The sequence below is a fragment of the Staphylococcus sp. MB377 genome, assembly GCF_001922505.1.
Classification (GTDB): domain Bacteria; phylum Bacillota; class Bacilli; order Staphylococcales; family Staphylococcaceae; genus Staphylococcus; species Staphylococcus haemolyticus.
On record NZ_MAON01000044.1, the window covers coordinates 32,830 to 58,093 of the forward strand.

General features: G+C 32.1%; 22 protein-coding genes. 6 read left to right on the forward strand and 16 right to left on the reverse strand.

All coding sequences use genetic code 11. From position 1 onward, the window contains the following. Positions 1 to 78: 78 nt before the first annotated feature. The 6 genes from BB045_RS08740 to BB045_RS08765 all read right to left on the reverse strand — a co-directional run bounded on the left by BB045_RS08740 (position 79) and on the right by BB045_RS08765 (position 8,009). Positions 79 to 1,437, reverse strand: coding sequence for a TrkH family potassium uptake protein (locus BB045_RS08740; protein ID WP_070581467.1), 1,359 nt, complete (start codon positions 1,435 to 1,437; stop codon positions 79 to 81). A gap of 18 nt (positions 1,438 to 1,455) precedes the next feature. Then, entirely contained in the window at positions 1,456 to 3,372 is a 1,917-nt protein-coding gene (locus BB045_RS08745; protein ID WP_075140686.1) for a S1C family serine protease, read from the reverse strand. A 249-nt stretch (positions 3,373 to 3,621) separates the two neighbouring features. Further along, the gene (locus BB045_RS08750) at positions 3,622 to 4,419 is read right to left on the reverse strand and encodes a TerC family protein (RefSeq protein WP_070581469.1); all 798 of its coding nucleotides are present in this window, start codon (positions 4,417 to 4,419) and stop codon (positions 3,622 to 3,624) included. A 298-nt stretch (positions 4,420 to 4,717) separates the two neighbouring features. Next, positions 4,718 to 6,280: a peptide chain release factor 3 gene (locus BB045_RS08755; RefSeq protein WP_070581470.1), complete on the reverse strand. Its 1,563-nt coding sequence runs from the start codon at positions 6,278 to 6,280 to the stop codon at positions 4,718 to 4,720. A gap of 3 nt (positions 6,281 to 6,283) precedes the next feature. Beyond that, on the reverse strand, positions 6,284 to 6,535 hold the full coding sequence (locus BB045_RS08760; RefSeq protein WP_070581471.1) for a YueH family protein: 252 nt from the start codon (positions 6,533 to 6,535) through the stop codon (positions 6,284 to 6,286). After that, positions 6,525 to 8,009 carry a UDP-N-acetylmuramoyl-L-alanyl-D-glutamate--L-lysine ligase gene (locus BB045_RS08765; protein ID WP_070581472.1) on the reverse strand — a complete coding sequence of 495 codons (1,485 nt, stop codon included), beginning with the start codon at positions 8,007 to 8,009 and terminating at the stop codon, positions 6,525 to 6,527. Before BB045_RS08765 ends, BB045_RS08760 begins: the two co-directional genes overlap by 11 nt. Before the next feature lie 415 nt (positions 8,010 to 8,424). Between BB045_RS08765 and BB045_RS08770 the strand changes: the two genes are divergently transcribed. Together BB045_RS08770 and ltaA are read left to right on the forward strand one after the other, a co-directional pair. Next, a complete protein-coding gene (locus BB045_RS08770; protein ID WP_037557760.1) occupies positions 8,425 to 9,600 on the forward strand; it encodes a diglucosyl diacylglycerol synthase in 1,176 nt (391 codons plus the stop codon). Next, positions 9,578 to 10,774 carry a lipoteichoic acid biosynthesis MFS flippase LtaA gene (ltaA, locus tag BB045_RS08775; RefSeq protein WP_070581550.1) on the forward strand — a complete coding sequence of 399 codons (1,197 nt, stop codon included), beginning with the start codon at positions 9,578 to 9,580 and terminating at the stop codon, positions 10,772 to 10,774. Before BB045_RS08770 ends, ltaA begins: the two co-directional genes overlap by 23 nt. Before the next feature lie 88 nt (positions 10,775 to 10,862). On the opposite strand, the gene BB045_RS08780 is transcribed toward ltaA, so the two are convergent. Then, entirely contained in the window at positions 10,863 to 11,372 is a 510-nt protein-coding gene (locus tag BB045_RS08780; protein ID WP_070581473.1) for a YjcG family protein, read from the reverse strand. Between the two features lie 179 nt (positions 11,373 to 11,551). After that, positions 11,552 to 12,316, reverse strand: a complete 765-nt coding sequence (locus BB045_RS08785) for an esterase family protein (RefSeq protein ID WP_070581474.1) — start codon at positions 12,314 to 12,316, stop codon at positions 11,552 to 11,554. Between the two features lie 287 nt (positions 12,317 to 12,603). Between BB045_RS08785 and cozEa the strand changes: the two genes are divergently transcribed. Then, a complete protein-coding gene (cozEa, locus tag BB045_RS08790; RefSeq protein WP_075140687.1) occupies positions 12,604 to 13,689 on the forward strand; it encodes a lipoteichoic acid biosynthesis protein CozEa in 1,086 nt (361 codons plus the stop codon). A 121-nt stretch (positions 13,690 to 13,810) separates the two neighbouring features. Here the strand turns inward: cozEa and fabI are convergent, their stop codons facing one another. The 7 genes from fabI to BB045_RS08825 all read right to left on the reverse strand — a co-directional run bounded on the left by fabI (position 13,811) and on the right by BB045_RS08825 (position 20,883). Beyond that, on the reverse strand, positions 13,811 to 14,581 hold the full coding sequence (fabI, locus tag BB045_RS08795) for an enoyl-ACP reductase FabI (protein WP_037535483.1): 771 nt from the start codon (positions 14,579 to 14,581) through the stop codon (positions 13,811 to 13,813). Between the two features lie 365 nt (positions 14,582 to 14,946). Then, positions 14,947 to 16,791, reverse strand: coding sequence for a monovalent cation:proton antiporter family protein (locus tag BB045_RS08800; protein ID WP_070581475.1), 1,845 nt, complete (start codon positions 16,789 to 16,791; stop codon positions 14,947 to 14,949). Positions 16,792 to 16,800: 9 nt separating this feature from the next. Further along, entirely contained in the window at positions 16,801 to 18,186 is a 1,386-nt protein-coding gene (mgtE, locus tag BB045_RS08805) for a magnesium transporter (protein WP_070485483.1), read from the reverse strand. 21 nt (positions 18,187 to 18,207) lie between these two features. Beyond that, entirely contained in the window at positions 18,208 to 19,071 is an 864-nt protein-coding gene (locus BB045_RS08810; protein WP_070441348.1) for an RluA family pseudouridine synthase, read from the reverse strand. After that, entirely contained in the window at positions 19,068 to 19,877 is an 810-nt protein-coding gene (locus tag BB045_RS08815) for an NAD kinase (RefSeq protein ID WP_070441351.1), read from the reverse strand. The genes BB045_RS08810 and BB045_RS08815 overlap by 4 nt, the downstream gene beginning before the upstream one ends. Positions 19,878 to 19,889: 12 nt before the next feature. Then, positions 19,890 to 20,519 carry a GTP diphosphokinase gene (gene yjbM / locus BB045_RS08820; protein WP_011276222.1) on the reverse strand — a complete coding sequence of 210 codons (630 nt, stop codon included), beginning with the start codon at positions 20,517 to 20,519 and terminating at the stop codon, positions 19,890 to 19,892. 16 nt (positions 20,520 to 20,535) lie between these two features. Further along, positions 20,536 to 20,883, reverse strand: coding sequence for a UPF0738 family protein (locus BB045_RS08825; protein WP_011276223.1), 348 nt, complete (start codon positions 20,881 to 20,883; stop codon positions 20,536 to 20,538). Positions 20,884 to 21,128: 245 nt separating this feature from the next. On the opposite strand from BB045_RS08825, the gene BB045_RS08830 reads away from it, so the two are divergent. From BB045_RS08830 to yjbH, 3 genes are all read left to right on the forward strand, one after another. Beyond that, entirely contained in the window at positions 21,129 to 21,710 is a 582-nt protein-coding gene (locus BB045_RS08830; protein WP_070581476.1) for a CYTH domain-containing protein, read from the forward strand. A gap of 87 nt (positions 21,711 to 21,797) precedes the next feature. Further along, positions 21,798 to 22,163, forward strand: a complete 366-nt coding sequence (locus tag BB045_RS08835; RefSeq protein WP_070441354.1) for a truncated hemoglobin YjbI — start codon at positions 21,798 to 21,800, stop codon at positions 22,161 to 22,163. A gap of 23 nt (positions 22,164 to 22,186) precedes the next feature. Then, positions 22,187 to 22,984 carry a protease adaptor protein YjbH gene (yjbH, locus tag BB045_RS08840; RefSeq protein WP_070581477.1) on the forward strand — a complete coding sequence of 266 codons (798 nt, stop codon included), beginning with the start codon at positions 22,187 to 22,189 and terminating at the stop codon, positions 22,982 to 22,984. 408 nt (positions 22,985 to 23,392) lie between these two features. Here the strand turns inward: yjbH and pepF are convergent, their stop codons facing one another. Next, complete coding sequence (pepF, locus tag BB045_RS08845; RefSeq protein WP_070581478.1) at positions 23,393 to 25,201, reverse strand: oligoendopeptidase F; 1,809 nt, start codon at positions 25,199 to 25,201, stop codon at positions 23,393 to 23,395. Positions 25,202 to 25,264 lie beyond the last annotated feature (63 nt).

Consider the following 25,264-nt stretch of genomic DNA (forward strand, 5'->3'; position numbering starts at 1 on the left):
TATTAATCTGTAGTTGCTATTTATTTCTAATCAAAAAAGCATTCTCAGAATTAATAATTTCTGTGAATGCTAATCTATTTAACCAATTTGAACACGTTCTTTAGGATAATGGTATTTATCCGGTTCTTTACGTCCAGCTATCATAATAATAAATGAAATTAAACCAACACGACCTATAAACATTAATATCATTAGTATTACTTTAGTAAGTCCACTAATATCGTCTGTAACACCTAAAGATAGACCACATGTTCCAAAGGCTGACATGACTTCAAAGAATACTTGTAGAAATGTTAAATTTGTTTTTTCAGTAGCGAGAATAACAATCATACTTACGAAAGTTAGAATTGACGCCATAGTAAATACGGCGAATGAACGTTGAATATCAACTACATGTATTTCTCTATTGAATACTTTTATAGCTGTTTTTTCAGCATTATTATTAAAATTAATTACAAAGAGAATTAGTATCGCAAATGTAGTTGTACGTATACCACCACCAACTGAACTTGGAGATGAACCAATAAACATGAGGATACTCATAATTACATTCGTTGCATCACTAAAGTTTGTTACATCAATGGTTTGTAATCCAGCACTACGTGTTGTTGCAGATTGAAATAATGAATAAAATAAGGATTGATGCCAACTTAATCCTTTAAAAGCATGGTGATGTTCTAATGCTAATATGGCTAAAACACCAAAAACAAATAAAAATAGATATGTGCATGTAGTTATTTTGGTAAATAGTGAAAATCTAAAATGACTGACTCTATTCCTTACATATGCTCTGATTTCAAGTAATACAGGAAATCCTATTGATCCTAATACGATTAGAAACATGACAATCGTTTGAACAAAATAATCCTTAGCGTAAGGTATTAATGATTGCCCTGTGATATCTAGTCCACCGTTAGTTGTAGCAGAGACAGACACAAATAAACCTTGCATGAGTGCATTTTTTAAATCTGGATTATCTCTATAGAAATAAAAAGCTAATAACAATGCACCTATAAGTTCTATTGTTAATATCGTTTTGATGATTTCTAATATCAGCTTAACGGTTCCACTCATTGTATCTTTATTATTATCTAACATAATTAATTGGCGTTCGCGGATACCTATATGTTTCCCTAACACAACCCATAGTACTGTACCAATCGCCATGACGCCAATACCGCCTATATTAAGTATGATTAATATAATAATTTGGCCAAATGTTGAATATGTATCTACTATGTTAACGGGAGATAGTCCAGTAACACTAATCCCTGATACAGCAACGAATAGCGTATCGATTGGGCTAACATCAACACCATGTTTATGCACAAATGGGAGGTTTAATAATAAAAAAGCGACAACTATGGCTATCAAATAATATAAAACTATCCCCTGTTGAGGGCTAGATTTTTTAAATAACTTACTGAAAATAGACACTCATTTGTCACCTCAACATTATTTCAATTTTATTTTTATATCTTGAGATTTTCCTTCTCTATAAATTTCAGCCGACAATGTTTTTAAGTCTTGTCTATGATTAAAAATTATTTGTCTATACTGTAAATTATTTTGAATTGATTTACTATCTAATTCTACAACTACATCACCAATTTTTAAACCTGATTTTTTACCTAAACCATTTTCTTTTAACATTTCTACTACGATTCCGTTTTGAACATCTTCGGGCACTTTTAATAAATTTCTTTCATAAGGTAATAAATCTGAAACATTTTTAATTCCAATACCAGTATTAGGATATTGAATTTCACCATTTTTCTCTAATTCCTCAGCAATTTCTCGTGCATCATCAATTGGAATTGCAAAGCCCATGCCTTCAATATTAGGCATATTTATTTTTAACGATACTAAGCCTACTAATTCTCCAACTCTATTGACGACAGCACCTCCTGAATTACCTGGGTTAACTGAAGCATCAATTTGAAATGTATTAACCAATTCATCATTCTTATTATCTTTATCGAAGTCGACAGGTACTGCCCTATTTAATCCGGAAATAATACCTTTCGTCACTGTATTTTTAAAATCATTTCCAAGTGGATTACCAACAACTAGGATGGATTCACCTAGCTTTAAATGTTTTGAATGACCTATTTTAATTGGCTGCACGTTTTTATTTTTTATCGTTGCTTTAAGCACTGCAATATCTGACCACATATCTCTCCCAACAACTGTAGCAGTAGCTGTTTTATCATCATCATATGTAATGTTTACTCTTTTATTACTTCCAACTATATGTGTATTGGTTAAAATAAAAAAAGTATCGTCTACAGCTTTGTAGACGACACCTGAACCAACTTCATTATTTGAGTTTGTATTTGTTTTATCAATTGTTTGTGTTGTTATGTTCTTAGGTGTGTCATTCTCAATTGTTACCACTGATTTAACAGCTGTTTCTGCATTCTTCATTGTTGTTGTGTATTTCGTATCATTGTTACTACTTTGTTCAATACTACTATTTTGATTAATCGTTGAGATAATTGCACTAATTAGTATAACAATTAATATGATTGCAACTACTATGACTATTTTAAGCCAATGCAATTTTAAAAAGTCTTTTACTTTGTCCATCGTATCATTGCTCTTAGGCTTATCTTCTGAGTGTTCATTTTCTTCTGACTTATTAGAATGAGCTAAATTTTGACTAGATGCACTCTTTATGTCTTGATTATCTTCAACTTCATTGCTTTTATCTTTAGTATGTGAATTTAATTCCTGGTTAGAATTTTCATTAGAACTTGCTTTTTGTTCCTTTTGTTCAATTTTTCGACTTTCATTTATTTCTAAAACGTCTTTCGATGATGATTTAGTCTCTTTTTGTTTTTTAGTTTGTTCACTTTTATCAAGATGATTAACTTCACTTATATTAATATTAACTTGTTGTTTTCCTTTATTCTTTTCAACTCTACTATATTTGGGTTCTATTTCAGCATGTTTGGAAGGAGTAAAATTATTGTCTTCTTTCTCTTGTTTTTCCACTTCGTCAGTAGGTTTAGTTACCTTATCATTATTTTCTTTATGTTCATTTTTTAGTTGTTGCTCTTCAGGTAGTGTTAAATGATGCGTGTTAGTATCATTTAATTCTTGATCAGATTCATTATCAGATCGTAATTTAGCTAGATGTTGTTGCTGGTGAATTTCTTCTTGTGTTAATTTCTCAATTCTTGCTTTTCGCATGTTATCTTTAACACGTTCTTCATTAACTTTTGCTTGTTCTTGCTCTTTTTTGGCAAGTCTCTCACGTTGTTCTCTCTCACGTTCTAATCGTTCTTCGCGTTCTTCATTATGGAAATACTCATGTCGTTTTCGACGATACTGTTCACGTGGTATTACGTGTTTTTTATCATTATCCAAAGGTGTCCACTCCTATCGACTAACTCACAATCTATCATGCTAACGTTAAATTATGTTTTGTGGTTGTGGCATTATTTAATTTATTCATTAACTAAAGTTTAATATCAATATCGCCAATTAGCAATGAATTGAAGGTTCAAAATTGAATTTTTCTTATCAAATCACTAAATTGCACAATTTATAATAATAAAGCCTTTTAAACTTGATGATACACATCAAATCTAAAAGGCTCGAATCACTTATTTAATACTATTTATTGGCTTTCTTCTTGTTGCTACGTACTGACGTTAACCAACCGATTACGACTAAAAGAATCATAACTGTCCAGAAGATAGCTTGCCATAATGTACTATGAGGGAAATCTTCAGGTAAAATACCTATATCTTCATGAGCAAGTACTATAACAACTAATTTAATACCTACCCAACCTACAATTGCGAAGGCAGCTCCTTCTAATCCAGGATATTTATTTAGTAAGTCAACAAACCATGTAGCGGCAAAACGCATTAGAATAACACCGATCATTCCGCCAATAAACATTACTGAGAATTGACCTAGGTCCATGCCACCAAAATGAATGCCAACTTCAGGTAATGTTACAGCAATTGCCATCGCTGCTAACATTGAGTCAATTGCAAAAGCTATATCTGCAAATTCAACTTTTAAAACAGTGCCCCAAAATTGCATAGGTCCGACTTTTTTCTCTACGCCAGACTCGTCAAAATGATGGTCGTCACCCTCAGGTTGATCTTCATGTTTTTTGTGGAAGAATTGCCAGAGATTTCTTATTGACATAAAAATTAAATACGCGGCACCAAGTGCTTGGATAAACCAGAAATTTGCGATAATACTAATTAAGAATAAGGCAAGAAAACGGAATACAAATGCACCTAGCAAACCATAAAATAACGCTTTTTTACGTTGTTCAGGTGGTAAATGTTTTACCATAACAGCCATTACAACCGCATTATCAGCTGCTAATAGCCCTTCTAAAAATACAAGAACGAGAATTACCCATAGGTAAGGTAAAATTAAACTCGGATCCATAGTGGACAGCTCCTTTTTGTTTTAATACAAATAAAGAGACCTATGCTAAATAATAGCAAAGGTCTCACTTAGCAAATAAATGCCCACTTTACCGGAAGATAATACTTCGTAATGACGATAAAGCGCTAACCATCAAGTAGTTAATGGTCTTCAAGTTACTCCCCTCTGACAGATTGTCATAGGTATTCATTTGTTAAGTGTATTATACACTATACTTAATATAAATAAACAATTAACGTTTAACAAATTGTCTATTTAAAGAGATATTTTTAAATACCCATTATTTTCAATCATAATCTTATAAAAGACTATACAATTTAATTTCTGAGAATTTTTCTTCGAACCAGCGTGTTGCAAATTCATTTTCGAATAAAAAGACGAAATTATCATATCTATCTTTCACTAATATTGAACGAGACGTGTTCATTTTATCTTGAATATCATCTTCGTTTTCAATCCAACGCGCAATTTTTCTACCAACAGGTTCCATAACAACATCAACGTTATATTCGTTTTTTATTCGATGTTCAAACACTTCAAATTGTAATTGACCAACGGCACCTAAAATAATTTGATTAGTGTGAAGCGTTTTATAATATTGGATTGCTCCCTCTTGAACAAGCTGTTCAATTCCTTTATGGAAATGTTTTTGCTTCATTACGTTTTTAGCTGAAACTTTCATAAATATTTCCGGTGTGAATTGAGGTAAATCTTGGAAACTATATTTTTGCTTGCCACCAACTAAAGTATCTCCAATTTGATAATTACCTGTATCATATAAACCAATGATGTCTCCAGCTACTGCATGGTTAACAGTTTCTTTATCGTCAGCCATAAATGATGTTGAACGCGTAATTTTTTGTTTTTTGCTCGTACGTTGTAATGTTACATCCATACCACGTTCGAATGCACCGCTAACAACACGCATAAATGCAATTCTATCACGATGTTTAGGGTCCATATTAGCTTGAATTTTGAAAATAAATCCAGAAAATTCATCATCAAATGGGCTTACTTCAACTTCTTCATTTGTCTGACGTGCATTAGGCATCGGTGCATGATCAACATATGCATTCAAGAAGTTTTGAACACCGAAGTTAGCTAATGCAGAACCAAAGAATACGGGTGTTAATTCACCATTTAATAGCGCATCATTATCAAATTCTTCACCTGCTTCTTCTACAAGCATAAATTCTTCGATAGCTTGAGCAAATGCACTGTCATTACGAATAGCATGCTCTTCTTGTAGTTCATAATCATCATCTAAATGTAAAACATTTTCTTCATCTCTAAATGGCTCTATAGATTTAGACTCACGATCGATAATACCAAAGAAATTTTGACCCATACCAATTGGCCAGTTCATAGGGTAAGTATCAATGTTTAATGTTTCTTCAATCTCATCTAATAATTCAAATGGCTCTTTACCTACGCGGTCCAATTTATTAATGAATGTAAAAATTGGAATTCCTCTCATTTTACAAACTTTAAATAGCTTTAAAGTTTGAGGTTCAATACCTTTAGCACAGTCAATAACCATCACTGCACTATCTACTGCCATTAAAGTACGATAAGTATCTTCTGAGAAATCTTCGTGTCCTGGTGTATCTAATATATTAATTTTGTAATCATCATAGTCAAATTGCATCACTGAACTCGTTACTGAAATACCACGTTCTTGCTCCACTTTCATCCAGTCACTAGTTGCAAATTTACCTGTTTTTTTACCTTTAACTGTACCCGCTTCTCTAATTGCACCACTAAAATATAATAACTTCTCAGTCAGTGTCGTTTTACCAGCATCCGGGTGAGATATTATGGCAAACGTTTTTCTTGATTCAACTTCTTCTTTTAAACTCATCTATTAATCTCCTTTAAAATCATTCACAATCCAGTTTGTTAAATTCGAAGCAATTTTGTTTGCTTCATTTTCCTCGATAAAAGCAAATAATTGCATTACCAATTCTTCCTTAACCTCATTACTGTCCATATCCAAATCAAGTTCTATTGACCAAAATATATCTGGAATAGCCAACATGATTTGATTTTTATCTTCAATTATATAAAAGTAAACATTAACAATTTCGTCATTTATAGATAATTGTTTAATTTTCACTTGGGCCACCGCCAAATTTTTTGTATGCCGCTTCAAGTCCAATTAAATCATCTCTATGTGGCACTTTAATATGTCCAGGCATGATTTGATATGGTTCTCTTCCTTTAGAAGCTAATACAACTGTATCGCCCGGTACAGCTATATCAATGGCATGTTTGATCCCTTCAGCTCTGTCATCAAATTCAACATAACGATCATGAGTTGCGCCTTTTGCTAGTTCAGCAGTCAACATTTTTGGATTATCATTAGCAGGATTATCTGGCGTAAATATTACGTAATCTGCTCTACAAGCTACTGCGCCCATTTCAGGTGTTTTAGTTAAGTCACGTTCTCCAGCCATTCCAATTAAAAAGATTAATTTTTGTTTCACGAAGGGTTTTACTGCATCTATAAGTTTATTCATTCCGTCAGCAGTATGCGCATAGTCAATAATTAAATCAATTGGTAGCGAAGGATCTAGAACTTCCAAACGCCCTTCAACTGGCTCTAAATTCTCAACTACTCTGACGATATCTTCCATAGATATTCCTTTACTCCAGACGGCAATCATGGCAGCCATAATATTTGAAATATTAAATTTACCTACATATGGTGTTTTAACACTGTATGTACCTATAGGCGTATCGAAATCAAATTGAACACCTTGTAAAGATTCTTGAATATTTTTAGCCATAAATTGAGCGTCATGGTCTATTCCATATGTAAATATTTCATATGGTGTAACTGATGCTAAATATTTGGAGAAATCATCATCATTATTTAAAACTGCATATTTCTCTTTCGATAAGTCTTCTCCCAGTTGACTAAATAACAATGATTTAGCATGTCCATAGGCTTCCATTGTGCCATGAAAATCTAAATGGTCTTGAGTTAAATTTGAGAATATCGCAACATCAAATTCTACACCTCTTAATCGCCCTAGTGATAAACCGTGACTAGATACTTCCATAGTCATAGCTTCCGCATTTTCATCAACCGCTTGCTTAATCTTTTTAGTTAAAGACACTGTTTCTGGTGTTGTATTGGCACCTTTAGTTTTATGTTCATTTATTTGGAAACCATTTGTTCCTAAATATGCGCTTCCTTTACCTAAACCTCTATAAATAAGATGAATCATAGTAGCAATTGAAGTTTTGCCATTAGTGCCTGTTACACCTATTGTAGTTAATTGATGGCTAGGATAATCATATAAAGTATGTGCTAACAGGCTAGCAACTCTTAATGTATCTGGTACGATAACCTGCGTCACGTCACTGTTAATGTCTTGTTGATGGTTAACCACAATGACTTTTGCACCTTGATCAACAACATTTTGACAAAATTTATGGCTATCAACTGTATAGCCTTTTGATGCGACGAATATACTCCCTTCACTAGCGGTACGTGAATCTGTAGTGATATCAGTAACATTTATATCTAAAGTACCTATTACTTGTTTAACTCGTATTTTTTCGAACAACTCATTCGCATTCAAAATGTATCGCTCCTTTTTTTACAATAATTTTATTATACACGTTTTGAAGTTGTTGATAAATTTATAATCATTAAAATATTGATTAGATTTAATACGAACTTGATATGTTTTACACCTCAAACTAAAGATTTCATTAATATAATTGAAGGAATTATTAATTAATAGTTAATTATTTTAAAATTTCCTATATATATCACTTTAATTCAATACTTTTAAATCTATTAATGCTAGGATAGTTATATAAAGATGATGTTAAATTCCTTAATATGCTATAATGCACTATAAATGAATTTTATACTTTCAAAAAAGGGTATATATATTATGATAACTATGCAAGTATGTTTATTGCTACTATAGTTAAATCAGAATGCGTTATTGCGTGTTTTAAATTTAAATTAATGGAGGGTGACTATTAATGGTTACTCAAAATAAAAAGATATTGATTATTACCGGCTCATTTGGAAATGGACATTTACAAGTGACACAAAGTGTTGTTAATCAACTCAATGAAATGAACTTGTCTCATCTATCAGTTATTGAGCATGATTTGTTTATGGAAGCACACCCAATCTTAACTTCTATTTGCAAAAAATGGTATATCAATAGCTTTAAGTATTTTAGAAATATGTATAAAAACTTTTATTATAGTCGCCCTGATGAATTAGATAAATGTTTTTATAAATATTATGGATTAAATAAATTAATCAATCTACTACTTAAAGAAAAACCAGACTTAATCTTATTGACATTCCCTACTCCAGTAATGTCAGTGCTAACAGAGCAATTTAACATAAATATTCCAATCGCAACTGTTATGACAGATTACCGTCTACAAAAAAACTGGATAACGCCTAACTCTCATAGATATTATGTAGCTACTGACGATACCAAACGTGATTTCGTAAATGTTGGTATCCCTGCTTCTGATATAAAAGTGACTGGAATACCTATTTCCGATAAATTTGAATCTGACATCGATAAAGTTGCTTGGTTGAAGAAACATAATTTAAATCCTGATAAACCAACTATTCTGATGTCTGCCGGGGCATTTGGTGTATCAAAAGGATTTGACTATATGATTGATAACATCCTTCAGAAAAGTCCACAATCACAAATCGTAATGGTTTGTGGTCGTAGCAAAGGGTTAAAACGTACTTTAGAAATGCAATTTAAATCATATGACAATGTCCTTATTCTAGGATATACAAAACATATGAATGAATGGATGGCATCAAGTCAACTTATGATTACAAAACCAGGTGGCATAACGATTTCCGAAGGTTTAACACGTAGTTTACCAATGATCTTCTTGAATCCGGCTCCAGGTCAAGAGCTTGAAAATGCATTATATTTCCAAGATAAATCATATGGCAAAATCGCGAATACACCTGAAGAAGCTATAGATATTGTTTCTGATTTAACAAATCACGAGTACCGCTTACAAGCTATGACTAATAAAATGACTGAAGAAAAGGTTAACCATTCAACTTATAGACTATGTACCGATTTATTAAATATCTTAGACAGTTCATCACAACAACAAGAAATATATGGAAAGGTTCCTTTATATGCCAGATTCTTCGTTAAGTAATAAAGGAATTAGTAAGAACTTCAAGATAATGCTCGTTATTTTGTTCTTAATGGAGTTTGCACGGGGAATGTATGTATTAAGTTACGTTAATTATTTACCAACCGTTACCTCTATTGCTGTTGCAGTGACTTCAGCGGCATTATCAATTCACTTTATATCCGATGCGGCAACGAATTTTGTCATCGGATTTCTTTTGAAAAAATTTGGTACTAAGCTAGTATTAACCTTAGGTTTTTTATTAGCTTTTATTAGTTTATTCTTAGTCATTTGGTTCCCAACTAATCCAATAGTTATCATTTTGAGTGCTATCATGTTGGGTATTGCTGTTAGTCCTATATGGGTTATCATGTTATCTAGTGTAGAGGAAGCACAACGTGGTAAACAAATGGGCTATGTTTACTTTGCTTGGTTATTAGGATTACTCGTAGGATGGGCATTTATGAATGTTCTAGTTAAATTACATCCTACTCGATTTGCATTTATGATGTCACTTGTTGTAGTCATTGCATGGGTATTGTATTATTTTGTTGATATTAAATTAACAAATTACAATACTAAACCTGTTAGTGAACAATTAGAACAAATCGTTAATGTTATGAAACGTCACTTAGTGTTATTCCCTGGTATTTTATTACAAGGTGCTTCTATTTCAGCATTACTACCTATACTACCTACATATGCTACAAAGGTAGTAGGCGTAAGTACTATTGAGTACACCATTGCCATCGCTATAGGTGGCGCCGGTTGTGCCTTTGCAATGTTATTTTTATCTAAGATTATTGATAAAAATAGTAACGGCTTTATGTATGCAGTTATTTTTACAGGCTTTATACTATTCACAGCGTTTATCTTTGGTTTATCTTTAGTAACAAATATCCTTATCGTTTGGATTGTAGCGATATTTATAGGTTTAATGTATGGGATATTATTGCCTGCATGGAATACATTTATGGCAGGGCAAATTGAACCCGCTGAACAAGAAGAAACTTGGGGCGTATTTAATAGTGTTCAAGGATTTGGTTCTATGATAGGTCCTTTATTTGGAGGCTTAATCGCTCAGTTTTCTAATGGTTTAAATAATACATTTTATTTTTCTGCAACAATCTTTTTAGTATTAGCGATATTCTACGGTGTTTATTTTGTAAAGTATCGAGGCAAAGCAAATCGTTTCTAATAAAAAGTAGATAAAATACTAAAAATCTAGTTAATGTACATCATACATTGTACATTAGCTAGATTTTTATTTTACATATTATTTAATTTTACGCTAACTTGAAAGAATCAATCACTTTCCATTTATCCTCTTCTTCGTCATAGCGTAATAATGATAGTTCTTCAATTTTTTCTTTAAGGTCTACCCCTACTAATTCTACTTGACCAAATATATCCTCGAATTCTTGGCTTGTTAAACCTTGAGCAATCGTAAAGTGTGGCACGAATGGATGCTCAGCTTCACCATGAAAATCTTCAGTATTAAATAAATTGAAAAGTTGTTCTAATTCATCAGTTTTAGCAACTTTAAAATAAATTACATTGTTAGTTGGTTTAAAGCTTGAAGCTTTTGTAGCATGAACATCTACAGGTCCAAAACCTTCTAATCTTTTTTTAACTTCTTCTTTTACTGAATCTAATTCATCATCATTGATTTCAAAGTGTGATTTGATCGTAATATGAGGCATGATACGTGCATACTCAGTATCATAACGTTTACGATAACCATTCACTTCATCTTGAAATGATTTTGACGGAATTAATGCTAATCCTATATTCATTGAAATTCCTCCTTTGTTTAACATATTACTATTATAGCAAAATTCTATATATTACGTTATTAGTTAGCAGAATTTTTTGAAAATGTTTACATTATCTAAACATTTTATTTCGTAGTATTGTACATTTAATTATCTCAATTAAATCTTAGCATTGATGATACTATTAAAAATACAAGTAATTAAACTTCATTTGACTCTTGTGTAATTACTTCATCGCTTAAATAATATTTAAGTATGTCTGATAATAGCGGTTTCCAAGATTTCCAGTTATGTCCACCCTCAAATTCTAAATAATGATATGTGAGCTCTTTGTCTTTAATGACTGTTGCTAAATCTCTATTTGGTGTTAAAAAGTTTGCACGTTCTCCAGTTGTTGGCAAAGCAAAATCTTCTTCTTCTAAACCAATAGCGTGCCAAATAGACAATTCACTATATTGTATACACTTATTAAATTTATCTATTACAATTTCATCTGAATGCGGGCTAAGCATTGCTACTTGACTGAAAATAGTTGGGTAAGTCAATGCGGTTAAAAGTGCTATACTACCAGCAAGACTATCTCCTATTAAAATTCTGGCATTACCTACTTTATAAGTTGGAAACGTCTTATCAATAAATGGCAGCAATTCTTTACCAATAGCTTGTACGGTTTTATGACTTCTAGTACCCTGTGGATGAAATTCTTCTCTACGTTTATCAACATCTTCATAATGAAATCCAACTATAATGGCTCGTTGAATTTCATCTTCTCTTCTCAACCGTTCATATTCACGTTGAAGTCTTCCAAATCTTAAAAAATCTAGCCCGTCAAAACATATAATGACTTGATACTTAAATAATTCAGAGTAATCTTCAGGCAAATATACTGATAATGTAACATCTCTTTCTAAGATATTACTATGTAATATATATTTATTAATTTTGCCTGATTTGAAATTCGACATAATATTGACGCCCCCTAAATAGAATATACTTATTGTATCAAGATAATGATGACTTTTAAATCTCTGATAAAAATCTAATGTTTCATACTCACGAAATTTGGTAATTTATACATAGTTATAACACTTTTTTCAAAATGTAGCTCTATATTTATTAATTACAATATTAAATATGAACTTCATTAATCTCAGTGTATCTCTCTAGAAGTCAAAATTTCCCTTTTTAACGCGTCTTAATTGATATATACTAATTAAATAATGATCAAATGAAAATAGGAGGACGTAAGCTTATGCTTAACAAAGTTTGGTTCCGAACAGGAATTGCCCTAGTTATCTTGTTCGTGCTAATTAAATTGTTTATGGAAGTACAAAGTGTTTTTGCACCTATTGTAACCATTATCGGTTCTGTATTTCTTCCATTTATGATTAGCGGATTTTTATTCTATATCTGCTTACCTTTCCAAAGTATTCTTGAAAAGTGGGGTTTCCCGCGTTGGGCAAGTATCACTACAATTTTTATTGGTTTAATTGCTATTATTGCTATCGTAGTCGCATTTATAGCACCAATTATTATCTCTAACGTGAATAGTTTAATCAAAGCAACACCATCACTGCAAAAAGAAGCTGAACAAATTGTTAACTTCTCACTTACGCAAATGGATAAACTTCCAAGCGATGTAACAGATAGAATTAATTCTGCTGTAAAATCAATTGGTGATAGTATGACTGGAATTTTGGCTAATTCATTTACATACTTAACGTCATTTATTTCAACTGTCTTCTTACTTATCATGGTACCGTTCTTCTTAATTTACATGTTAAAAGATCATGAAAAATTTATTCCTGCTCTTGCTAAATTTTTCAAGGGAGAACGTAAAGTATTTGTAGTCGACTTAATGAAAGATTTAAACTTCACATTAAAATCATACATTCAAGGACAAGTGACTGTAAGTGTTATTTTAGGTGTCATTTTATATATTGGTTATACCATTATTGGTTTACCATATACACCTTTATTAGTACTATTTGCTGGTGTAGCTAACCTAATACCTTTCTTAGGACCATGGTTATCATTTGCACCTGCAGCTGTGCTCGGTATCATAGATAGTCCTACTACATTTATTTGGGTTTGTGTTGTTACATTAATCGCTCAACAACTTGAGGGTAATGTGATTACACCAAATGTTATGAGTAAATCTTTAAGTATTCACCCACTTACAATAATTGTTGTTATTTTAGCCGCAGGAGATTTAGGTGGTTTCACACTTATTTTAATTGCCGTACCACTCTATGCAGTACTTAAGACTATTGCGAGCAATGTCTTTAAATATCGTCAACGCATTATTGATAAAGTTAATAGCGACGTTAAAGACTAAATTAATATAAATTTAAAAAACGTTTCAGGAGTGAACTTGAATTTACAATGCATTCAAGTTCACTTCTTTTTGTAAACAAAAAAACTTGGTGCTATACACACCAAGTAATTGAATTAATTTATTATTTTATTGCGTGGAAACCACTATCTACATGGATATTCTCACCAGTTACGCCACTTGAGAAATCACTCAATAAGTAAGCAGCTGTTTTACCTACTTCTTCTTGATCCACGTTTCGTCTTAATGGTGCACGTTCTTCAATTTCTTTAAGGATTGTGTTGAAACCACCAACACCTTTAGCACTTAATGTACGAATTGGACCAGCAGAAATAGCATTTACTCGAATGTTGTCTGGGCCTAAATCATAAGCTAAATATTTAACATTAGCTTCTAAACTTGCTTTAGCTACACCCATTACATTATAGTTTTGAACGGCAAATTCACCACCAAGGTATGTTGTTGCAACAATACTACCACCGTTTGGCATTATTTTCTTCGCTTCGTGCGCAACAATTGTTAATGAATATGAACTGATATCTTGCGCAAGTAAGAAACCTTCACGTGATGTTTCAGAGAAACGTCCACGTAAGTCTTCAATATTTGCAAATGCGATAGAGTGATAAACGCCATCAATATTGCCTACTTCTTCGCCAATTTTAGCGAAACCATTTACTACATCTTCATCTTTTTGAACATCGATTTGATATAATTTTGGATCTTCTTGGTTTAATTGTTCTAATAATTTTTCTAATTCTTTGCGGCTACGGTCTTTACGATATGTGAAAACAAGTTTAGCCCCTAATTGATCTAATACCTTTGCAACACCAAATCCGATACTACGTTTATTAGCAATACCCATAATTACGAAGGTTTTATTTTCAAGATTAATCATTCGAAATAACTCCTTAATCATCGTTTTTTATATCTTAATCTCACTGTACAAACAATGTAGACTAATCTAACGTTATCATTTTACCATTTTTGCTTCATAATGATAAAGCAATATTATTACCTGGTCATACATGAGAGCTTGGTCCATAAATAATATAATGATGCTATTTTTCAAATTCGCAGAAGCTGACTGAACTGAGAGAGCCAAAAAATTGCGTATTCTCAGTTATAGTCATCCTCTCGAGCGGTGCCCTAGCAAGAAAGATTTTTATAAAGAAATTTTACAAGATAAACAAGTTGGGGTGGGACCATGAATTTAAAAAGAATTCTGTCCCACCCCTGACGCCTGTTATTGATTTTTCTAAATCAATAATAAAATTCTAGATCTGATTTTAATTCATCTACGTATTCTTTTGAACCCGTTACGATAAGTCTATCTTTGTATCTAAGTTGTGTATCACCATGAGGCACGATTGATTCATTATTACGAATAATTCGAACGAAGATAATATCTCCACCAAATGGGAAATTACGTAGTTGAATATTTTCATATTGATGATTTAACATTTCAATTTCATACAATGATGTTTCAACATTGCTTAAAATGTTTAACATATTTGGTGTTTCAATTAAGCCTTGTAGGAAGATTTTATTACTAATGAAATTACTGAATACTTCAATACCTTCACCTTTCATTTCTTCATCTTCGTTACTATTTTCAAGTCGACAAATTACGCGTTTAACATCATGTGCTTTGGCTAATTTTGCCACATCACGGTTAAGACTATCATCATTAGCAGAACAAACTACGATGTCTTGATTGAATAGCCCTAATCTTTCTAGGAGTTGTTCTTCATAATTCGCTATTTCTACAACAGTTATATGGTCAGATAAATTACGCTTATCTCCTAAATCTTTGCGATAATATAATGTCACATTATATAAGTGTGGTGACAAGTTTTGCACAATTGGAATCGTCAATTGATTCTTGCCAATTAATGCAATATCAATTTTACGATTAGCCTCATCTGGAATTGGAAACACTTTCTTGAAAATAATCGGTACAAACAAACACGTGATGATTGCACTTAAAATCAAAATGCCTGACATTTCAGATGATATTGTATTTAATTGCTCTGCAATTTTAGCAGATGCTATAACTAATGATAATGTTGAAGTAAGTAAAAATGCTGATGCTATCGTTGTCTTATTATCAAACCAACGTCTAATAAAGAAAACTGGAATTAATTTTGAAATAATAAAAGCTAGAATGAGCACTGGAATAATTAATAATAATGATGGTTCTTTAATTAATGACGGAATATTTAAATCAACACCAACCATAATAAAGAAGATTGGTATAAAGAACCCGTATCCAAATGAATCGAGTGTATGCACTAATTCTTCATCTGGTTTCAGTAAGGATACAACCACACCAGCTAAGAATGCGCCTAGTATATATTCAGCACCTACACCCTCTGCAAGTGCAACTAATAGAATAATTAATGCAAAGATTGCTCTTATACCTATTTGTGTAGTACCACCAATTAAGCGATGTAAAAATTTCATACGCTTAAATACAACGCCTAGTATATAGAAAATAGCAGTAAATACAAGTAAAATTGCTGAAAGCCAAACTGAACCATTACCACTACCATTGATACCACCGTAAATAGTTAACAGTACCATCGTTACTAGGTCAGCCAATACGGCTACTAATAATATAAATTGACCGATAGTTGTACGCATTATATTCATTTCTTTTAAAGTAGGCACTACGACACCTAGTGATATCGTTGATATGATAATTATCATTAATAACACATCATCTACGAGTCCTAACCATTTGAACGCGTAAGCTAATATTACTGATATAATCATAATAAATGCGAATACGGTTAGCGCTAAATTAAGATGGCTTGGTACATCTTTTTCATGTTTGTTCGTACCTTGTCGATTTCTCTTATCTTTTTTAAAAGTGCTAAAGTCAATCTCTAAACCACTTAAAAACATTAAAAAGATAAAGCCCAACGTTGATAATATATTAAGCATACTATCTTTATGTACTAGATTTAAGAAAGACTGTCCAATAATAATACCCATGATGATTTCGGCTACAACCACTGGTAAAAAATTGATGTTCAGTCTATTTATAATAATTGGTGTAAAAAATGCTGCTAGAACTACAATGACTAGTGAAAAGAACTCCATTTTGTCCCCCTATGTTAAATATGACATGAATGTTGTTGCTAAACCAAAGTAAATTAACATACTTACAATATCATTAATTGTTGTAATAAATGGTCCGCTGGCTACGGCTGGATCAATATTCAGTTTATTCATAAATAACGGAATCATAGAACCAACTAACGTACCAACCGTCATTGCAATAGTAAGACTGCCTCCAACTATTAGTGCTAAAAATGGTTGTCTATATATAACAACGATGATAATAAATAAAACAGTGGCACAAACTAATCCTGAAAGCAAGCCACTTCCCGCTTCTCTCAATGCAACCTTAAATTTACTTTGTTCATCAATTTCCCCAGTAGAGATATTACGTACAGACACCGCAAGTGATTGTGTACCAGAATTTCCGGACATACCACTAATAATAGGTATAAATGCAGCTAATAATGCAACTTGTGATAATGTTGCCTCAAAACCACCTAATATAGTAGCGGTAATCATTCCTAAAAATGTAAGAATGATAAGCCACGGTAATCGTTTAGTAGCAGTCTTCACAACAGAATCATTTGTTGAGTCAATATCAGATACCCCAGCTAAACGAGAGTAGTCTTCACTTGCCTCTTCATCCATAACATCTAGAATATCATCAATTGTAATAATACCAAGTAAATGTTGTTGATAATCTATTACTGGCATTGCAATAAAGTCATAGTCTCTCATCTTTTGAGCTACATCTTCTTGGTCATCTGCTACATTAACGCTAATCACACGCCCACTCATTATATCCTCTATATATGCATCATTTTCAGCTACAATTAAATCTCTTAAAGATAATACTCCAACTAATTGTCCATCGGTATTAATGGCAAAAATAACATAAATCGTTTCGGCATCTGGTGCTTGTTCTTTTACTAACATTAATGCTTCTTTAACTGGAGTATTGGCATCTAATGAGATATATTCCGTCGTCATGATACCGCCAGCTGTATCTTCTTCATAATGTAATAGATGCTTAATTTCATTAGCATCGTCACGGTTCATTAACGTTAGCAAACTAGCTACTTTCGGTTTCGAAAGTTCATTTAATATATCTACAGCATTATCCGAAGACATCTCTTCTAAAACTTTACTAGCATAATGTGCATTCATCGTATCAAAAAGGTCCTCATATGCTTCATCATCTATTTCTAATTGTTCAAAGAATTCCCCTACTTCTTGAGGTGATAAAAATTCAAATATCTTTTGTCTATTTTCATTCGTAGTGTCTTCAAAATATTCACTTTGTTCATATTCGTGCATTGCTAGAAATTCTTCTCTAAAACGATCAATATCGTCTTGTTTTAATAGATCATCTAACAAATTTTGGTTATACACTTCGTCAGTATTATAGTCATTATTTTCTGTTTCTAATGACAACGTCAACACCTCCAAATCTTATTATAATTCTGCAAAAATGTTTTGTAGCCATTTATAATCTATTTCTATCTCAATTTCTCTATTATAAATTGGATGTATGAATGTCACTTTATAGCATTGTAAAGATTGCGTATGAATTTCAGGATGACTTCCTTCATATAAATCATCACCAACAAGAGGATGTCCTATATAATTAAAATGAACGCGTATTTGATGCGTTCTTCCAGTATGTAATTTAATTTCACATAAGCTCGCTTCAGGTTTGGCCATTACTGTTTCATATGAAGTCTTTGCGTATTTTCCTGAAGCATCAACTTTCCTAGTAATAATACTCTGGCTATCTCTAGCAATCGGTTCTTCTATAACACCATTCAATAGCATTTGACCATAACATACACACATATACCTTTTATCTATTGCACTCGTCGTCATTAAATGATGGATATGCCCATGCTTAGTAAATATTACAATGCCTCTAGTGTTACGGTCTAAACGTGTAACAATATGCGGTACGATCAATGTATCGATTAACTGACCAACATTTAAATAATAAAGTACACGTTCTATCAAACTATCGTGCGGATGTTCTCTTGACGGAGTGCTATTTAAATAGTTTGGTTTTGACACAATAATTAAATAATCATCTTCATACAATATTTCAATTGGATTACGTGATGGAATCAAATATGAGCTAGGTGTTTCATCAGGTAACGCAATAGTTAACTCATCACCTGGCATCATCATTTTTCTGACAGTTGCATGACTGTTATTAATAATTAAAGCGCCATTATGTTTAATGGCGCTAATTGTCTTTTTAGAATATTGATGACGCTGCAAAAAAGACTTAAGCATTTCATTATGCTGTATCACGTATTCAAATTTCATCGTCCATCTTCACTTTCAATGAAAGAATCATGTACTCTTTTCCAAAATGGGAAAGGTCTAAATCTAGCAAAACGCACTTTCTCATTAGCCACTCTAAACTGAATACCATTGACATTTTTATGTTTTAAACTAACATGATCAATTGTTGTTAAAATGGTATCATGATTAACAGGTGTAATTAAACATGTATGATGCTTTGGCAAAACAAGTGGTGAACCCACTGTTCTAAATACTCTATTATTGATAGAGGCTATTTCTGCAATCTGCATAGCTTCAAGTGAGGGATGTATTAGTGCTCCACCTAATGCCTTATTATAAGCAGTTGAACCTGAAGGAGTTGATATACATAAACCGTCACCTCTAAAACGTTCAAATTGCTTACCACGAATGCCCACATCAACTACAAGTGTTGAACCATTTTCCGTTTTCATTGTTGCTTCATTTAAAGCTAAATAACGTGTTTCGTAACCATTATCATTGTATCTGACAATAATTTCTAATAATGGATATTCAATGACTTGAAATTCAGAGTTATTAATTTCAATAATTAATTTCTCAACTTCATGAGGTAACCAATCAGCATAAAAACCTAAATGTCCTGTATGTACACCTACAAATGCCACTTGAGAAAGCATGTGGCTGTATTGATGAAAGGCTTGTAATAAAGTTCCATCTCCACCTACAGAAATAACAATTTCTGGATTAACGGAATCTTCTACCATGTGGAAATCTTTCATATGATTTATCATTTTATGCTTTAAAGCATTGGATTTTGAATCACCTTTAGACAAGATAGTATAACGCATCCCCACACCTCATTAGTCATGTTTTTTTGCACGTTTTTGAGAATAATATTTCTGTGCTTCTTGAATTTCATCTTTAATCTCAGACATCTCTTCATCTAGAAGATATGCCGCTTCAGCTGCACGCTCAAGACGATGCTGAATTTCCGCTGGATAATCCCCGTCATATTTATATCTTAATGTATGCTCAATTGTAGCCCAGAAATTCATTGCTAATGTTCGTATTTGTATTTCCGCTAAAATAGCTTTCTGACCGTTTAATGTTTCAATTGGATATTCAATAATCACATGATATGAACGATAACCACTTTGTTTTGTGTTATTGATGTAGTCACGTTCCTCAATCACTTTGAAATCTTGTCGTTGTCTAAGCATATTAACAACCACATCGATATCGTCCACAAATTGACACATCATTCTAAGACCAGCAATGTCGTACATCTCTTCACGTAGTCTATCAAATGGTATCCCCCTTTTATTCGCCTTATCAATAATACTCGTAATTGGTTTTACTCGACCAGTAACGAATTCAATGGGTGAAGCATCTTCTCCAACTTCATATTGCTTACGCAAACCTTTTAATTTTACCTTTAATTCATCAACGGCTTGTTTATATGGTGTTAAAAATTGATCCCATTGATTCATATTGTTTCACTCCGCTTCACTTTAGGTCAAAAGTTTCTTCAACAGCTGAAACAAACTCCTTACCATAGTTATTATTTCCTTCAACATTCTCAAGTATGTAATCTAATTCCTCTTGAAAATGTTCTAAAACCAAGTCATCGTTTACTATTAGTTTCTTGCCTCTATTCTCATGCAACATGGACCATGTTTCTTGAACGAAAATCAAGTAATCATATGATTGTCCGTCATCTAATAAGTAGGCAAATCCGTAATTATCACTATCAACAAGCATTTGTCCTACTTCTACTAATCCATCAGTTGGATCTTCTGAGTAGCAATAAATGCCATCATCTTTAATTTTAATTTCATTTACATAAATACGCATGCTTGTTCCTCCTTATTATTCTTTATTAGTTTAACATAATTTAACTGTATAACACACGTTTGAAATGCACTTCTTACTCGTCTATACACTATTGAACGAAGCTCATTATGTTGTGACAAATCAAATCAATTTATAAACTATACTTATGTACTCAGATTTACTCTTTCATTCATATATAATTACTTTAAATATTTATATAACTCAGTCATAATGAACTAAAATAAATGGATTTAGAGGTGCAAATTATGGCAGCAAATAATGAAATAGAATTCAAACAATTACTAAGTAAAGATGTGTACGATAAATTTAAATATACTTTTTTTGAACATAAAGAACCTTTTATTCAAATAAACTACTATATTGATACTCCTAACTTCATATTGCGAGATCATAAATCTGCATTACGAATCCGTGTTAAAAACGACACATATGAAATGACCTTAAAAGTGCCAGCCGACGTAGGTTTGATGGAATATAATCATATGGTCAAATATATACCTAAAACAGGTGATATAATATCCAATAACTCACTACCAGAAGATATACGAGAAATTGTCGAATCATATGGTATTAATGACAATGAATTAACTATATTAGGCGCATTGAGAACAGCTCGTTTAGAAACGAACTATAAAAATGAATTGTTAGTATTAGATCGAAGTGATTATTTCGACAAAGTTGATTATGAGTTAGAATTTGAAGTTACTGACTATAACAATGGATTGAAAAAATTCCATAGTTTATTAGAAGAATTTAATCTTAAGCACACCGTACCTAACAATAAAGTTCAACGTTTCTTTGACTATAAGAATCAAATTGACAAGTAGCAGTACGTCGCTGTAAAAAGTCAAATTACTTTTAAATGTAAAAATTCATGTTATATTAGTAATATATTAACGGAAATTGGTGATATTATGTCTAAAACGCCATACGATATTATAGGTGAAACAGCACTTTATAATATGATTGATCATTTCTATGCTCTAGTTGAGAAAGATGACAGAATCAATCATTTGTTCCCTGGAGATTTTGCTGAAACGAGTAGAAAACAAAAGCAATTTCTCACTCAATTTCTAGGTGGACCGAACCTATATACTAAAGAACATGGACATCCGATGTTAAAAAAAAGACATATGGAATTTAAAATTACAACTTATGAGAGAGATGCATGGTTAGAAAATATGCATACTGCAATAACCGAAGCACAGTTTCCAGCTGGTGTTGGAGACTATTTATATGAACGTTTACGTCTAACCGCAAACCACATGGTAAATTCCTAAATATAATTGAAGGTGAGTAAAACATGGCTGAAGAACTAAAAATTGTAGACAATAGAAGTCGTGAAGATGCTAATCTGTCACCTGTAAATAAAATTGAAATTTATTCATTTTTTGATCCATTTAATACAGATTGCTTTAAATTATCAGCGATTATTTCTAAATTAAGAATTGAATATAATCAATATATCCGTATCAGACATATTCTAAACCCTTCATTGAAAGTACTTACTAAGTGCCAAGCACAAAGTACATCTGATTTTGATAATATCGCCTTAGCTTATAAAGCGGCTGAATTACAAGGTCGTTTAAGAGCGGAACGTTTCATCCATTTAATGCAAAATGAAATTATTCCTAAGAAGGATATTATTACGGAAGAAATGATTTGTGACTGCATCATTAATGCAGGTTTAGATTACAATGAATTCAAAGAAGATTTACAAAAAAGCAAATTAACCGAAAGTTTAAAAATAGATTTACACATTGCTCGAGAAATGGAAATTGAGCAAGCACCTTCACTCGTATTTTTCAGTGAAGATATTCATGAGGAAGGCCTGAAAGTAGAAGGATTATATCCATATCACATTTACACATATATTATTAATGAATTAATGGGTACGCCAATTGAAAAAAATCTTCCACCTAAAATTGAGCATTATATTCAAAAGAAACAACTCGTTACTATGGAAGAACTATTGACCATATATGAGTGGCCCGAAAAGTTAATGACAAAAGAACTTAAGAAATTGGCGTTACAACAAAAAGTAGAAAAACTTCAATATCCTGAAGGAGATTTTTGGCAATCAAAAATGCCTAGAATATAGGATAGCTAACAATAGCCATTCAATGATGATTATATTCATGCATTGGATGGCTTATTTTTGTGTACCCATCAATTTAAAATTGAACGACTCTGTTTCTATTATTGTTATATAAATCAATTGCAATGTATAGTAATGGCGTCGAAGTACAATGATAAAATTTATCAACAATGGGGAATTAATTGATAGTGGTAGTTATTAAAAAAGAGCATAAAAAAACGCCGTGTCTGATTACACGACGCTAAACAAAGGGGATGGGAGAAATTTTTCACTTCAAACAAAGGGGTATGTTTGTTATGTGATTAATTTCATGCTCATAATATAACACGCTAATATAGGTATTTCAATATTAAAGACCCCTTATTTCAAAATTGTCACAAACTTGACATATTGTAAACGGATACAGTCATTCTAAGCTTTCATAAGTTTTTCAAAAGCATCTAATTTTTGTTCAAAGACCTCACAAGCTTGCTCAATAGGTTCTGGTGAAGTCATATCCACACCGGCATTTTTCAGAATCTCAATTGGATAATTAGAACTTCCTTTTTTCAAGAATTCATTAATATATCTTTCAACTGCAGGTTTACCCTCAGTTAAAATTTGATGACTTAAACTTTGTGCTGCACTATATCCGGTAGCATATTGATATACATAGTAATTCATATAGAAATGAGGGATTCTTGACCATTCTTTGCTAATATTGTCATCTGTTTCAACAACATCACCAAAGTATTGTTTATTCAATTTAGCATATTCATCATTCATACGTGTTGCAGTTAATGGTTCGCCTGCTTCTTCAATTTGATGAATTTTATGTTCGAATTCTGCGAACATAGTCTGACGGAATAAAGTCGCTCTGAATCTTTCAAGTTCCTGATTTAATAATAATAAACGACGTTCATCGTCTAAATGTTTATCCATATAATCACTTAGTAATGCTTCATTACAAGTTGATGCAACTTCAGCAACAAAGATTGAATAATCACTAGAATTAGATGGTTGATGTTTACGACTGAAATAACTATGTGCTGAATGACCAAATTCGTGAATTAGCGTATATAAATCAGATACAGTATCTGACCAATTTAATAAAATGAATGGGTTAGTTAAATGTGCACCAGATGAGTAACCGCCTGATCGTTTGCCTTTATTTTCATAAACGTCGACCCATCGATTATTCAAACCTTCTTTTACTACATCAAGGTACTCTTCACCCATAGGTTCTAACGCTTTTAACATCCATTCTTTTGCTTCTTCATAAGGCATTTCGAATTTAACGTCCTTAACCATTGGCGTATATAAATCGTACATTTTCAGCTCATCAACGTCTAATAATTCTTTTCTTAGTTTCGTGTATCTGTGCAATAACGGTAAATATTTATGCACAGTTTTTACTAAATTATCATAAACTTCTTCTGGTATATGATTATTACTTAACGCACGCTCACGAGCTGTTTTATAGTTATGTGTTCGAGCATTAAAGACATTCTTCTTAACTTCCCCTGCTAATGTTGAACCTAGAGTATTATTATAAGCACCGTAAGCTTTATATAAATTATTATATGCTGATTGACGTAACTCGCGATCATCAGATTCTAAATATTTGATAAAAGTTCCTTGTGTTAATGGATGTTTTTCACCATCTTTATCTACTGCATCTTCAAATTCTAAATCTGCATTACTAAACATACCGTACACATTACTTGGTGTAGATAGGGCATCTTGAGCCTCAGTAAGTAATTTCTCTTGCTCGGCATCTAAAATGTGTGGTCGTTTTTCATTGATAAGTTTTAAATCAAATTCATAACGTTTTAAGTTGTCGTTAGTTTCGATAAATGATTGAAGTTTATCTTCATCAATTTGAAGAATTTCTGGTACTAAGAAACTCCATGCTGAACTAATTTTAATTATAAGTTGATGTGCGCGTGACTCGAATCCTGTATATTTATCGTTTGAAGTATCTTGGTCTTGTTTTAAATGTGCATAGACATATACTTTCTCTAGTTTAGTACCAATTTCATCTTCTAATGCAAGCGCATCATATAATGTATCAGCACTATCTGCTAAGTGCCCTTTAAATTGCTCTTCTTTACCTAGATAACCTTCAACCTCTTTTAATGCTTCTTCAAAAGCTTCATCACTTTTAAAAATCGTTGTTAAATCCCACGTATCATTTGGATATTTACGTTCTTGCTCTTCTCTTGTTAATTGTTGACTCATATAGTAAACCTCCTATAATAACTAATGTTATAATTTTCTCATTATTCCCTATAAATTGCACGT

Bases quoted from the DNA above. Each gene is read 5' to 3' on its own strand.
- BB045_RS08750 (WP_070581469.1), bottom strand. From the start codon at position 4,419: ATGGATCCGAGTTTAATTTTACCTTACCTATGGGTAATTCTCGTTCTT.
- BB045_RS08755 (WP_070581470.1), bottom strand. From the start codon at position 6,280: ATGAGTTTAAAAGAAGAAGTTGAATCAAGAAAAACGTTTGCCATAATA.
- BB045_RS08770 (WP_037557760.1), top strand. From the start codon at position 8,425: ATGGTTACTCAAAATAAAAAGATATTGATTATTACCGGCTCATTTGGA.
- ltaA (WP_070581550.1), top strand. From the start codon at position 9,578: ATGCCAGATTCTTCGTTAAGTAATAAAGGAATTAGTAAGAACTTCAAG.
- BB045_RS08780 (WP_070581473.1), bottom strand. From the start codon at position 11,372: ATGAATATAGGATTAGCATTAATTCCGTCAAAATCATTTCAAGATGAA.
- BB045_RS08785 (WP_070581474.1), bottom strand. From the start codon at position 12,316: ATGTCGAATTTCAAATCAGGCAAAATTAATAAATATATATTACATAGT.
- cozEa (WP_075140687.1), top strand. From the start codon at position 12,604: ATGCTTAACAAAGTTTGGTTCCGAACAGGAATTGCCCTAGTTATCTTG.
- fabI (WP_037535483.1), bottom strand. From the start codon at position 14,581: ATGATTAATCTTGAAAATAAAACCTTCGTAATTATGGGTATTGCTAAT.
- BB045_RS08800 (WP_070581475.1), bottom strand. From the start codon at position 16,791: ATGGAGTTCTTTTCACTAGTCATTGTAGTTCTAGCAGCATTTTTTACA.
- BB045_RS08810 (WP_070441348.1), bottom strand. From the start codon at position 19,071: ATGAAATTTGAATACGTGATACAGCATAATGAAATGCTTAAGTCTTTT.
- BB045_RS08815 (WP_070441351.1), bottom strand. From the start codon at position 19,877: ATGCGTTATACTATCTTGTCTAAAGGTGATTCAAAATCCAATGCTTTA.
- yjbM (WP_011276222.1), bottom strand. From the start codon at position 20,519: ATGAATCAATGGGATCAATTTTTAACACCATATAAACAAGCCGTTGAT.
- BB045_RS08825 (WP_011276223.1), bottom strand. From the start codon at position 20,883: ATGCGTATTTATGTAAATGAAATTAAAATTAAAGATGATGGCATTTAT.
- BB045_RS08830 (WP_070581476.1), top strand. From the start codon at position 21,129: ATGGCAGCAAATAATGAAATAGAATTCAAACAATTACTAAGTAAAGAT.
- BB045_RS08835 (WP_070441354.1), top strand. From the start codon at position 21,798: ATGTCTAAAACGCCATACGATATTATAGGTGAAACAGCACTTTATAAT.
- yjbH (WP_070581477.1), top strand. From the start codon at position 22,187: ATGGCTGAAGAACTAAAAATTGTAGACAATAGAAGTCGTGAAGATGCT.
- pepF (WP_070581478.1), bottom strand. From the start codon at position 25,201: ATGAGTCAACAATTAACAAGAGAAGAGCAAGAACGTAAATATCCAAAT.